This is a genomic window from Ketobacter sp. MCCC 1A13808, assembly GCF_009746715.1.
In the GTDB taxonomy this organism is placed as follows: domain Bacteria; phylum Pseudomonadota; class Gammaproteobacteria; order Pseudomonadales; family Ketobacteraceae; genus Ketobacter.
In genome coordinates, this window is record NZ_VRKW01000015.1 from 1 (window position 1) to 13617 (window position 13617).

The window sequence follows — 13617 nt, forward strand, 5'->3', positions numbered from 1 at the left end:
AACAAGGTAATACTTCAGGAAAAGGCGATGATCCAGGGGCAGTTTAAGCAACTCCAGGGCTCGCTATGATCGTGTTAGAGCCAAACTTGTCAAATTTGTCGGTTCTTCCACAGAACCCCTATAATTGATCCCACTTGGGTTGAATATGCAGTAAACGAGCTACGCGGTAACAGTCCTACGTAGTTCATTACAGTTATTAATCCTGCCAGAAGCAATACTGTCCAGGCGAGGCAGAAGTAACGAGCTTGAGCAAAGCCTTTGAACCAGGCCCAGTACCCACTAATTAGAGCTAAAATGCAAACGTAGCAAACCAGCAAACAAACAAGCACCGCCGCAACATGAATGCTGACTGCATAAGGTATAAAGAAAGTCGTCACCATAAGAAGTATTGACGCGTAGACTGCCCAGTTACAGAGCTTATAAAGCCTAGGGCTGTGGGAACGGTGATCCAGAAAATGCATTTGAAAAAGCACTATCCCAAACATCATTAACCCGACGAAGAAAGCTCTGCAGACGGAGTTCCACCAGACACTGTCTGGCCACAGATACTGGAACGATAAACCCTCTATGGAAGCCTGAAAAAATGCAAATGCAATTACATAACATACATACCAAAGATAGGCCTGATTGCGAACCGCGAAGAATATAATCAAGTTATAGGCGGCCATTACCATCAATACCCCAAAGTACATTCCATACCAGGCATGCCGGCCTATCTCAGCCTTGTAATAGGCCTCGGGTTTCCAAATCTTAAGCGGAAATTGCATAGCGCTGTCAGTTTTTATACTAAAAAAGTATGTAATTTCCTGATTTGGTGTCAACTTCAAGGGGATAATAAAGGTTCGTTTATCCATAAGGCGACTCCCGAAGGGCTTCAGGTCCCCCAATGATAAAACATGAGAGGTAGCAGCCAGACTCGATTTGTAGACCTCTACACTGTCGAGCAGCGGATAGGTAATTTCGAGCATAACAGGCAGTTCAGAGTGGGTATGGTTGGTTATTGCAACACGGAAGACATAACAATCAGAAGTCAAACCAAAGCTATTAGAATGCCCTTCCATCGTCAACCATTCTGAATCGTCTATTGCAGAATGGGAAGTGCAATCTGGTGGTAAAGTTATATAGTGAACTTCATAGGAGAGCTGCGCAGCACTATAGTTTTCCACAGCGCTAGCTACACTCCACGGCGAGAACAATAATACTATGACAAACATTCTAGATAAGCGGGCTAGAAGTATTGCCAATGAGCAAACGTTAGGAACGACTCGAGTCTTCAGTCACATCAACTCTCTTTGAATTAGATATTATCTTAGTGTAGGCCAGATTCTTTATCGTATCACGCCGATAAAAGTGAGCTGCCAATGAACCAAGCTATTAAATTAGTATAGACCGCAACCATCCGCACGCACAGGCCCAGCAGATTCATAGCCGTAAAAGCCACCCCTCGCTTATCTTTAAGAAACCTGTTAGGGTCGACGGGCGTGTTACCACCTGCATTATGAGCCTTGTGAATCGGCTTATATGGCACTCATCCACACTCGGCGATGAATACCACCCTAAGGAACGAGTACTGAGATGAATGTAGATACCCACAGTTACCTGGCAGGGAGCGACTTCATTGACATCCAGGCCTTTGCCCGAAATCGCGCCGACCAGCTCTACTATGCCGTACGCGATGACATTCGCTATGATCCCTACAAGATCCCGCTTGACCCTACACTCTTCGCGCCAGAGCAACCCTAGTCGGCGGGTAGTGGCTATTGCGTGCCCAAGGCCTGCCCCCTAGCCCGAATATTTCACCAAATCAAGCAAGGACATCAGGATCTCAAGTTGTTGGCTAACATTGCCTAAGTTTTTTAGATTGAGCGTATATCATACCGATTTATAAATTTTGGGCGTACTTCCCCTTACCCCATTCATTATTCCGTGCCGGGCCAGCACCCTTTCTTCTATCCACTATTTAAATTGGCCAGCGCTTTCTCAAATTGATCCCTATGCGGATAACGACTCTGCAACATAAAGTTAATTCGTCGAGTGTTCTGCACTACAACGGCTGCAACTTTGAATAACTTAGTTCGGACGGTGTTAACCTGAGCACTACCCAATTCCGTTCCATGCAGTGCCAAACGACGCAGCCTGTAAACCAATGTATAGGCCATAACAGAGAGTAAGAGCCTGAATTGGTTAGGCCACCAGTGGTGACAGGACGTTCGATCAGAAAATAAAAACTGCTGTTCTTTGATCCGATTTCCCATGTCGCCCCGGGCGCAATACCATTTTCTATAAATGGCTTTTGGTGTGTCAGACAGGCTGGTGACGACATAGCGAGGGTTTTCGCCAGGATGTGGTTTAAGGTTGTTTTGGAACCCATCAAACTACGTGCCCAGTTGTGTTTCAACAACTGCCATGAACTAACCATGCTAAACTCTGTAGTTCAATTAGCCGCGCGGTAAGGTGCCCGTTTTCTTGCAGCTTAAACGCTGATCATGGTAGACGCAGGACACTGGGTTATCCCACATGAAGCCCATACCTCCCCAATACTGCATACAGGCGTCTGTGACTTCACGCACCAAACTCCCCCCTTTCAACTTCGCCATGGAGGCTTTCAAGGTCACTTCCATGCCATTGATGTAGTCCTCTACCGCCCCATAGGTCAGCGCACGCAGAGCTTCTACTTCGGTTTGCAATCCCGCCAGATGGAAGTGAATTGCCTGCTGATCCAACAGCGGCTTATCAAGTACATGGGCTCGCGGGTATATTCAAAGGAGATTATCGTCACCGCTTACACTGTAAAACGCGGGCGAGAACTCGTTTTTTCAGAAGTGAACATCAGCGAGGAGAATTCTGGGAAACTGCTTACAAACGGCACGATGATTTACCGCATTACCTGAAACCATAATCAATCTAAAAGAAATGCCTTCAATATCACGGTTGCGTCGCATCTGTCTCGGTCTTGTTACACTTTTGATTATCTGAACGGTGACCGATGATCAACTTTAAAGGATACGCCTACCCACACAGGATGTCATTTTGCAATCAGTTCGACGGTATTTGGCCTACTCGCTGAGCTACGGTGATATCGAGGGAATGCTTCGGCATCATTTGATGTATTTATCAGTGTACTTAAAAACTATATGACACATATCAATTAAATGTTCATTGAATTGTGCAAGAGTTTTATTGGTTGGGTGTACATACAAATAATTTCAGGCACTTGGTTTTAGCCTTCTACTCAGTAGTCTAGCGGAGAAAACATATGAATATTAAACCGTTGCCGGTGAACAGCAAATTCCATGACAATTTCGAAAAATTTGAGCGTGTGTTAAATAGCGCGATTCGTAACTACGACAAAGCTAAGGGTTTGATTGGTATCGGTGGAAGAAAGGGGCGTTATGACGATTATAATTTCGAATTTGTAGGCGGGGCTAATGATAAGCTTCGAATTAAACATTATGACAAGAGTTTGCGCATGCTTTGGAAAGCTGAGCAGCATGCCCCTCATACTGGAACTGATTTTAAAGATTTAACAAAAGATGAAAAAGCGTTTCTAACTCAAGCAAAAGATTCGTTAAGTGTTGCTGAAAAGAAAGAGCTGGACCGCTACTCAACAGAAGAATACAAGGCACTAATAAACGCTCATTACACTCAAGAGCAAAAGCAGGCGATCGTTAATGTCTTGTCACTGATTGCTCATGGCGAAGCGTATGCCTGGATGGTGTCAGCGGAAGTGTTGGTTGATGCGGAGAGCACGGGCGGTAAGGCTGCTGTTACTATGCAAGTTCTTGAGGAGGCGAAACACTTTGTGGTTTTGCGTGAGTTGCTATTGGCTTGGGATTGTGAAGTGCCAAGATTCCTTGTTTGGGAATACTTAGTAATGGAGCGTACGCTAAAGTCCAAGGGGCTCGAAAAGTTCTTTGGCATGAACGTCCTTGTTGAAAATATAGCAATGGGTCTTTTTGGTATGTTTGGAGAGATGCCAGGGCTAGAAATTCTAAAAATGTTCCACTTGGACGAATCCAGGCATTGCGCACTGCCAGTTAATTATTTTGATGAGTTGCCGATGTCCTGGTGGCAAAAATACAGCCCTTATGCTCAGTTGCGCCGATTATCTATGGTGCTTCCTGCTATTCCTTTGTTGGTTTCGATTGAAAAAGACATGGCAGTATTAGGTGTAGATTCTCTAGAGTTTGGAGGATCGTTGGTTCGAAAAGTTTTTCATATGACGGATCGAGTTGGATTTCATATGGTAATTCCTCCCGTCGTATTAACAGAAATGCTAAATGATGCCTTCAACATGTACGCTAAACTTACGCGGAAAGGCCATGATTACATTGATTTTATGAGTTCGGAATCGGTTACTGGTGATGAGATGGCAAGGATCGAAAAGGAGGTGTTCGATCTTTATAGGGCGGGTAAAAAAGTCACCTCTGAGACTGGTGGAAAAATTCTAAATTGGGGCCGTAAGGTGGCATAATCTAAACTGCTTTATATAAGTCTAATGATCGTTTTTTGTGCCACTCTTTAGAGTGCATTTTCTGAAGCCTCCTTTAGATAAAGGAGGCATTTTTTGTAACAGAAAAACCATAAATGCTAGTTTGGTTGAGCGGAATGCAGCGGCATTTGATTTTCTCACCATGTATATGTTGGCAATTACTACAAGTAAGTTAATGAATTTTTCTATCAACAATTCCCATGAACTAACCCTGCTAATAACCCTGTTGCTAAATTAAGCGCGGTAAGATGCCCATTTTCTTGCAGATAATGCCAAGCATTACTTCGTCGGCACCACCACCAATAGAGCTCAAACGCTGATCACGGTAGGCGCGGGAAACTGGGTTATCCCACATGAAGCCCATACCTCCCCAGTACTGCAGGCAGGCGTCTGTGACTTCACGCACCAAACGCCCCGCTTTCAACTTCGCCATGGAGGCTTTCAAGGTCACTTCCATGCCATTGATGTAGCCATCTACCGCGTCATAGGTCAACGCACGCAGAGCTTCTACTTCGGTTTGCAACTCCGCCAGACGGAAGTGAATTACCTGCTGATCCAACAGCGGCTTACCAAACGCCTGGCGCTCGCGGGTGTATTCAATAGTGGTGTTAATGCAGTGTTCCATGGACTTCAGTAATCCCGCAGCGCAATACAAACGCTCTTCCTGGAACTGAATCATCTGATAGGTAAAACCCATGCCCTCTTCACCAATCAGGTTCTTCTGTGGGACGCGCACCTCGTCGAAGAAAATCTGTGCAGTATCGGAAGAACGCATGCCCAATTTGTCGAGCTTTTCCGAGAATGAAATACCCGGGGTGTTGGTAGGCACGACGATCAAAGATTTGCTCTTATGAGGCTTGTCACCACCGGTATTGGCCAGCAGGCACAGATAGTCCGCTTGGGTGGCGTTGGTGATCCACATTTTGGTGCCGTTGATGATGTAGTCGTCTCCGTCTTTTACAGCGGTGGTTTTAATATTGGCCACATCAGAACCGGCGTGAGGCTCACTCACAGCAATTGAGCATACTGCATCACCTGCAATGGCTTTTGAAAGAAACTCTTCCTTGATGTAGTTGCTGCCAAACTTGGCCATGGCCGGTGTAGACATATCGGTTTGCACACCGATGGCCATGGAAACACCGCCACTGGCAATGCGACCTAGCTCTTCAGAGAACACAATTTGATAACTGTAGTCCAATCCCATGCCGCCGTACTCGGCTGGCTTGGCGATCCCCAGAAGACCAAGGTCGCCCATTTTTTTGAACAGCTTATGAGCTGGGAAGATACCGTCTTTTTCCCATTGATCACAGTAGGGGTTGATTTCTTTATCAATAAACTGGGCAATGGTATTACGTATTGCTTCGTGTTCTTCAGTAAATCTCATAATTATTCTCTCTCGCTTAATTGTCTGTGGCTACCTGCTCTACTTACGGGAAAAAACAATTACTTAAATGTAGGCAGTTTCATTGTCATTGTTGTTATCCTTTATATTTTTGTGTGCGCTTTAGTTATCTGCGTTATTCCGGTGTTCGCGGGAATGAGGGGCCATTTATAAGGCTTTTCGTGATTAAAACCCATACTGACGTGACGCTAGATCACGCATAATTTCTTCCGATCCCCCGCCAATGGCATTGACGCGCACTTCACGGTAAATACGCTCCACGCGATTGCCACGGATATAGGAAATACCCCCCATAATCTGCATGGCCTCACGAGCACAAAATTCCATGGTCTGACTGGCCTGCACCTTACACATTGCGATATCGCCAGCATTGGGCTTACCATCCATCAACTGTTTTGAGCATACTTGGATATAGGCTTGAGTGGCGTTTATGCGTTGTTTCATATCAGCAATTTTGTGACGGATCACCTGATGCTGGGACAAGGTCTTGCCAAAGGTCTTACGCTCCTGGGCCCACTTTACCGCATCTTCGAGACAGACGCGGGCGAAGGCTTCCATGGACACAATCAACTGCATACGTTCCAGATTGAAGTTGCCCATAATGGCTTTAAAACCTTCGTTTTCATTGCCCACCAAGTTGCCTACAGGCACTCGCACATTGTCGAAGTATAAGGTCGCGGTATCGGATGCCCACCAGCCCTGTTTTTTATCCAGCTGCGTGCGGCTAACGCCCTCGGCATCGAGAGGAATCAACAACAGAGAGATACCGCCCAACCCTTCTCCACCGGTACGAACGGCGGTGGAGGCCCAACTGGAGTACATGCCGCCAGTGATAAAGGTTTTGGAGCCGTTAACAATATAGAAATCTCCATCGCACACAGCAGTGGTGATTAATTGCGCCACATCAGAACCTGCACCGGGCTCGGTCACCGCCAAAGAAATACGCTTTTCACCACTGATTACAGCGGGGCCAACCTCTTGCTTAACTTCCTCGGAGGCCAGTTTCAAAATGGTAGGCAGTGAAATACCATGCACGGTGAGAGCGGCACCGACACCACCGGCACCAAGACGCGCCAACTCTTCATAGATGATATTGCCGTGCCATACATCCAACCCTTCAGTCAGGCCGCCGTAGGCCTCGGGATAACCCACGGCAAACATGCCCACTTCAGCAGCCTTGGGGAAGATCTCATCGGGAACCTTATGATCCTCCTCCCATTGATTGGCATAGGGCATCAGCTCGGAATCAATAAACTTACGCAGCTGATCGCGCCAGGCCTCGTGATCTTCGGTCAAATAGGGGTTGGGTAAACGTGCTCCATCGAAATCCAGGGACATACTGACCTCGTTTATTATTTTTCCACCGATAGTAAAAGGAGAGTATTGGTTAAGGGAAATAACCGCAACACCACTACATTAACCGTATACTTAAATAGTAAAGCCACCATGAATTTCCATTACATCGCCGCTTAGATAGCTATTTTCAAATATAGATTCTACTGCTTGAGCAATATTTTCTGTGGCTCCAATTCGACGTAGTGGAACCATCTTCGCAAAGCCTTCCAGAATATCCGCGGGCATACTTCTTAATAATTCAGTTTCAATAGTACCCGGTGCAACAACCATAGAGCGAATATTGTATGGACCAAGTTCTTTCGCCCAAACACGACTCATGGAAACAATGCCAGCTTTGGCTGCAGAATAATTTGTTTGACCAAAATTACCGCGATAAGCGATAGAAGACATGCTAACAATACAGCCTTCGTTTACGCCTAGTTCAACCATGTGTGCAGCCGCTTCGCGGGCACATAGGAAAGTGCCTTTCATATGCACATCTACAACAAATTCAAAATGGTCAGCACTCATCTTATTAACCACTTTGCCTTCTTTAACTTTGATCAACTGAGCGTCACGAAGAATACCTGCATTATTCACTAGGCCTTCAATGGAACCAAAATCCGCAACGATTCGATTAAAAGTGGATTCTACTCGTTCTTCGTCAGCAACATTACATTGATATACACGGGCTTCGCTGCCCGCTGCCTCCACTAATGCCTTCGTTGTAGCCATAGCATCTTGATCCAAATCTAGGATAGCAATCTTGGCACCCTTCTTAGCCAAACCCACTGCTACTGACTGGCCAATGCCGCGACCACCACCTGTAATTGCCACTATCTTACCGTTTAATTCCATAATATACCTTTGATTTGGGATGCCGTTAAACGAGTCACCGATATTCAATTATCAAATCACATGGCGTCCCAAAGAATAAAACCAGCCGCTTTCTCTCCAATCATCATAGTAGGCGCGTTCGTATTACCACTGATTAATAACGGCATAACGGATGCGTCGGCAACGCGCAAAGCAGATACGCCTCTGACCTTTAACAAGTGATCTACTACGGACAGATTATCCCTTCCCATACGGCAGGTGCCCACCGGATGATAGATGGATTCAGCACGCTGACGTATATCAGCGTCTATCTGGGCATCAGTGACGACATTGCTAGCCGGCAGATCATCACCTCCATAAGCTCTTTCGAAAGCTTTGGTGTGGAATACCCGGCGAGCAAACTTGACACCCTCACGTAGAATTCGGAGATCACCATCGTCGGACAGATAGCAGGGATCGATTAGGGGTGCGCTGCGAGGATCGTTATCGATCAGACGAATCCATCCTCGGCTTTTGGGTCGCAACTGGCAGACGTGGATAGTGCAACCAAAGCCAGGGGTCAGCTTTCTACCGTGATCACGTAAAAACGTAGGCAGAAAATGCAACTGCACATCCGGACAAGAGCCGCCACCCACATTGACAAACGCCCCCGCTTCCGCTGCATTGCTGGCAAGAAACCCGCGCCGATGGCGGAAGTAATCGTAGAACGCACGCAGCAAACGCGGTACGAAGTAAGGGGAAAAGCCAATCGACTGCCGGCTGCGATCATGAATCGATATAGTCATGTCGAGGTGATCCTGGAGATTGCGACCCACTTCAGGGGAATGAACTAGACAATCAATACCAACACTTTGTAGATGGTCACGATCACCAATGCCAGAAAGCATTAGCAACTGAGGGGAGTTGATAGCGCCCCCGGCAAGGACAACCTCACGCTTCACCCGCAGCATGTGCGAAGTACCCGACGCATCAATATATTCGACCCCCACCGCACGCTCTTTCTCGATTAAAACTCGGGAGACCATTGCACCGGTCAGAATACTAAGATTCTTTCGTTCCTTCGCCGGATCGAGAAACGCCCGTGCCGCGCTCCAGCGTCGCCCGTCTTTTTGCGTCACTTGGAAACGACCAAAGCCGCGCTGGGTTTCGCCGTTGAAATCATCGTTACGTTTTTCGCCCAGCTCCTGGCCAGCACGAATAAACAGCTCAGTCAGCGGGTTCGGATCCCTGACGCGGGTGACATTCAGCGGTCCTCCGTTACCATGCCATGTGTCAAACAAGTATTCCTCATTATGCTCGTGAGCATTAAAGATCGGTCGCACATCCTCCCAACCCCAACCTTCCAAACCTAAATCGCGCCAGGCATCGTAATCCTGAGGTTGACCACGAATGTAAACCATGGCATTGATCGAGCTACTCCCACCAAGGGTTTTTCCGCGAGGCCAATAAAGTTGTCTGTTATCAAGCGAATTCTGCGCTACAGTATTATAACCCCAGTTGCGCTTTCCCTCCTTGATCAGTCCGATGACTCCGAATGGCACGTTCACGAACCCGCTATTGTCATGTGGACCTGCTTCCAGCACGCATACCGAGAACTTCCCCGACTCACTCAATCGATTGGCTAAGACACAGCCGGCGGACCCCGCTCCGACTACGATGAAGTCATAATCATCCAAGACCATTCACCTCGCTCAAGGAGGCCAAACGATCAAGGTGATAGTCACGATGACCATGAGTCAAGGAACAGTGGGTCATAAGACGAAAGTAGTGACCTATGTCCAGCTCTTCGGTGACGCCAATACCACCGTGAATCTGGATGGCTTGCTGAGCGATCTTTACCGCCTTGTCGGCATAGTAGGCCTTCGCCGCCGAGCACGCACGATCTCGTTCTTGCGCATTTCCTAGCTCGGCTTTCACTGAGACCATGAATAACATTGACTCCAATTGCTGGAGGTCAGTAAACATATCCACAAGATAGTGTTGAATAACTTGAAAACTACCTATGGCTGCGCCGAATTGCTTACGCGTCTTTGCATATTCAAGGGTACGCTGGTAAAGCGCATTCGCAGCGCCATACATCCGCGCACAATCAAGGGCCTGAAGCCAAGCAACAACCTGGCTGATAACACGGCTAGTCTCCGCGCCACGCAAGAGAATCATTCCGTCCTCAAACACGATATCATGAAACACCAGATCTACGTATCGACTACCGTCTAGCGCCCGATAACGCGTGATCTTGCAGCTTTCAAGCGGCACGACGAGCAATACTAACTCTTCTCCGAGCCTCGCCGTCACTAGAACCTTGCTCGCGCAGCCGCCATCCGGAACAAAACTCTTCTGTCCTGACAGCTTACCTCCTCTGATGGACGAAGTCGGTTTATGAATGTTGTAACCGGCACGACACTCATAGAATGCGCACGCCACCTTTTCATTGTTTTCGACAATGGATTGCAATAGCCCGATCGCGCGCTCGGATCCAATATATTCGAGCAATTTTCCAGGGGCGACCACCAAATCAACATAAGGATCCAGACACAAGGCCGCTCCAAGCTCCCTGACAATCATCGCAACATCAATCAGCTCGCCACCGTAGCCTCCAACGGTCTCGGGAAACGGGAGACCCAACCACCCAAGCTCCATCATTAGCCCCCATCGTGCCGGATCACAATGACTGGTCTGGTTTAGCTGTTCATTATAAGTGACAAAACCATAGTGATCCTTGAGATAGCGCCGCGCTGTATCCGCAACCATTGTCGTGTTTTCAGAAAGATTGAATTCCACTATCGCCCCCTATAATCCCAATAGCATTTTGGCAAGCACATTCTTTTGAATCTCATTTGAGCCGCCATAAATCGTACAAGCACGCAAAAAATTGTAACGCCGGGGAGCATTATTGAAGCTTTCGTTACCCACCTCCATAGGACTATCCCAGGCGAGCGACATCAAGCCTCCCATTTCAACCATGGCTTGAGACATTTTTTGCTGCAGTTCCGTACCCTTAATTTTCAATCCAGAGGACTCCGGTCCGAAGGGTTTACCCTCGTCTGTGGCTGCAACGGTTCTAAAGTTGGTGTACTCCAGCGCCATCAATTCGACTTCGAGTTCGGCCATACGCCGCCTTGCCGATGGTTTGTCGGTATAATAAGGTACATCTTCAATCGCCTGCTTCATCCGTGCCAGCGCATAATAGCTGTCGGCCACGCCAGCTATCGTGGTACGCTCATGTGTCAGTAGAAACTTGGCTATGGTCCAGCCCATACCCTCCTGGCCAACCAGGTTTTCCAGAGGTACCTCGACATCGGTGAAATATACTTCGTTGAGATGATGGTGCCCATCAATGGAATAAATGGGGCGAATTTCGATGCCCGGTGTCTTCATGTCAATAAGCAGAAAAGAGATGCCCTGTTGCTTCTTTGCCTCGGGGTCGGTTCTGACGAGACAGAACATCATGTCTGCCCAATGCGCTTGCGTGGTCCAGATCTTCTGTCCATTGACCAGATAGTGATCCTGTTTGCGTTCAGCGCGGGTTTTAAGCGACGCGAGATCCGACCCGGCATTGGGCTCAGAATACCCCTGGCACCAGAGAGTCTCGCCGCTGGTAATCCCAGGCAGCCATCTCTCCTTCTGTTCCGGCGAGCCGAATGTATAGATAACTGGGCCAACCATGGCGACACCGAAGGGGCTGGTTGGCGGCGCTCCGGCCATCGCCCTTTCGATATCGAAGATATAGCGCTGCGTCGCCGTCCAGCCTGGCCCTCCGTACTGTTCTGGCCAAGTTAGCGCCAGCCAGCCCTGTTTCCCCAATTTCCTTTCCCATAGCTGCTGCTGCGACTTGGTTGGCATATTACCGAGTGCTGACACGCGTTCAATTTCTTCAGGTACGTTTTCCCGCATCCAAGCGCGTATGGACTTTTGAAAATCCAACTCTTCCTGTGTAAATTCAAGATTCATGGTTTATTCCGTGCTAGTAATTGATCTTAGCGAAAGCAGTGGCTCAGTTGACCCCCCGCACCTTCTGCTGCCAGTAAGGTGCTCGAAGTTCGTTTTTGAGAATCTTACCGGCACCACTTATGGGCAATGGTTCGCTTCGAAACTCGACGCTTCGAGGGAGCTTGTAGCCGGCAATCCGTTCCCGGCAATGGACCAACAGCTCGTCTTCCTTAAGAGTATGACCTTCGCAAAGCACCACGATGGCATGCACTGTTTCACCCCATTCGTCGTGAGGAATCCCTACTACTGCACATTCCTGCACCGCAGGATGGCTGTAAATGGCGCCTTCCACTTCGACAGAAAAGATATTCTCTCCACCACTGATGATCATGTCCTTGCTACGATCGACGATAAAGACAAACCCATCTTCATCCATATAGCCCAGATCACCGGTATGCAACCAGCCGTTGCGCAGAGTTTCGGCCGACGCCTGCTCCATTCCCCAGTAACCGAGCATAACGTTTCCACCTCTGGCACAGATCTCACCGACTTCGCCACGGGGTAGTTCAACATCATTTTTGTCAAGAATGGCAACCTCGACACCCAGCGCAGCCCTGCCCGCACTTCGTAGCTTGTCGCCTCCTGGCACATGGAACTCCGGGGCCAACGCGGTAATGATGGGTGAAGCCTCCGTCTGCCCATAACCCTGGGCAAACATGGCGTTCGGCATCTGCTCCATAGCACTGATCAATACTGCCTCTGGCATCGGCGACGCGCCATACAGCATACGCTTTACGCTGCTGACATCGAAATCCTTTATTTTTCCGGACGACGCGAGAAGGTTGATCATTGTAGGTACGAGTAGCGTGTGTGTGACTTTCTCGCACTCAATGAAGCCCAGTACATCGCCGACTTCGAAACGTGGCACAATCCCGTGGGTTCCACCGGCCAGGGTTACTGCAAAGGTGCTTGCCATATCAGCCAGATGAAACATCGGACCCGCATGCATATAAATAGTGTCAGGCCCGTAACTCATTTCCGGCACCACATTAAGCGCGTTGAAAACGAGGTTGTCGTGACTCAGCATCACCCCTTTGGACCGGCCGGTGGTACCCCCGGTATAGAAAAGTCCGGCGAGCTCCTTTCCGCCTTCGCTGAGATCCCGTAAAGGTTTTGACGCGTCAATCAACGCCTCGTAGCTAACACAACCTTCCGGTAACTCCCCGTCGCCCATAAACACCACATGTTCGACACTATCAAGCAGCGGACGCAACTTCGGTAGCATCACACTGAAGGTGTCATCCACAAACAAGATTGACGAGCCTGAATCATTAAGAGTAAAGGCGATTTCTGGGGGAGCAAGCCGAATATTGACGGGATTTAGGGCCGCGCCAGCCCAGGGCACCGCATAGAAATATTCGAGATAGCGGTCGCTATTAAGAGACAAGATCGCAATGCGGGTGCCCCTTTCTATCCCCAATGACAGCAGGCCTGCAGCAAGTCTAGCCACGCGGTCTTCAAACTCCCGCCATGACTGCTTTCTATCTTTATAGATCGTCGCAGTACCATTGGGATGTTGCTGCACGGCACGGCGCAAAGTCTGTGATATAATCACAATAAG

Annotated in this window: 10 protein-coding genes and 2 pseudogenes; 2 read left to right on the plus strand and 10 right to left on the minus strand. The window is 48.4% G+C overall.

Annotation, left to right across the window (positions count from 1 at the left end; genetic code table 11):
• Positions 1–89: 89 nt before the first annotated feature.
• Positions 90–1166 (minus strand): 7TMR-DISM family protein, encoded by a 1077-nt coding sequence (locus tag FT643_RS19490; protein WP_198043721.1) that lies wholly within the window; start codon positions 1164–1166, stop codon positions 90–92.
• A 409-nt stretch (positions 1167–1575) separates the two neighbouring features.
• Here FT643_RS19490 and FT643_RS19495 point away from each other — a divergent pair, with 409 nt between their 5' ends.
• Positions 1576–1743 (plus strand): hypothetical protein, encoded by a 168-nt coding sequence (locus tag FT643_RS19495; RefSeq protein WP_156873100.1) that lies wholly within the window; start codon positions 1576–1578, stop codon positions 1741–1743.
• A 206-nt stretch (positions 1744–1949) separates the two neighbouring features.
• Here the strand turns inward: FT643_RS19495 and FT643_RS24105 are convergent.
• Positions 1950–2339, minus strand: a pseudogene (locus FT643_RS24105) (transposase); the annotation flags it as partial.
• Positions 2340–2438: 99 nt separating this feature from the next.
• Positions 2439–2732 (minus strand): annotated as a pseudogene (locus tag FT643_RS19505) (acyl-CoA dehydrogenase family protein); the annotation flags it as partial.
• 524 nt (positions 2733–3256) lie between these two features.
• Here FT643_RS19505 and FT643_RS19510 point away from each other — a divergent pair.
• Positions 3257–4474, plus strand: a complete 1218-nt coding sequence (locus tag FT643_RS19510) for a hypothetical protein (protein ID WP_156873102.1) — start codon at positions 3257–3259, stop codon at positions 4472–4474.
• A gap of 247 nt (positions 4475–4721) precedes the next feature.
• Here FT643_RS19510 and FT643_RS19515 read toward each other — a convergent pair whose 3' ends face one another.
• The 7 genes from FT643_RS19515 to FT643_RS19545 form a co-directional block, all read right to left on the minus strand.
• On the minus strand, positions 4722–5876 hold the full coding sequence (locus FT643_RS19515) for an acyl-CoA dehydrogenase family protein (protein WP_156873103.1): 1155 nt from the start codon (positions 5874–5876) through the stop codon (positions 4722–4724).
• 183 nt (positions 5877–6059) lie between these two features.
• On the minus strand, positions 6060–7232 hold the full coding sequence (locus FT643_RS19520) for an acyl-CoA dehydrogenase family protein (protein WP_101892389.1): 1173 nt from the start codon (positions 7230–7232) through the stop codon (positions 6060–6062).
• A 90-nt stretch (positions 7233–7322) separates the two neighbouring features.
• Positions 7323–8087, minus strand: coding sequence for an SDR family oxidoreductase (locus FT643_RS19525; protein ID WP_156873104.1), 765 nt, complete (start codon positions 8085–8087; stop codon positions 7323–7325).
• A 56-nt stretch (positions 8088–8143) separates the two neighbouring features.
• On the minus strand, positions 8144–9742 hold the full coding sequence (locus FT643_RS19530) for a GMC family oxidoreductase (protein WP_156873105.1): 1599 nt from the start codon (positions 9740–9742) through the stop codon (positions 8144–8146).
• Complete coding sequence (locus tag FT643_RS19535; protein WP_317622081.1) at positions 9735–10847, minus strand: acyl-CoA dehydrogenase family protein; 1113 nt, start codon at positions 10845–10847, stop codon at positions 9735–9737. Before FT643_RS19535 ends, FT643_RS19530 begins: the two co-directional genes overlap by 8 nt.
• A gap of 9 nt (positions 10848–10856) precedes the next feature.
• Entirely contained in the window at positions 10857–12017 is a 1161-nt protein-coding gene (locus FT643_RS19540; RefSeq protein WP_156873106.1) for an acyl-CoA dehydrogenase family protein, read from the minus strand.
• 43 nt (positions 12018–12060) lie between these two features.
• On the minus strand, positions 12061–13611 hold the full coding sequence (locus FT643_RS19545; protein WP_317622082.1) for a long-chain-fatty-acid--CoA ligase: 1551 nt from the start codon (positions 13609–13611) through the stop codon (positions 12061–12063).
• Positions 13612–13617 lie beyond the last annotated feature (6 nt).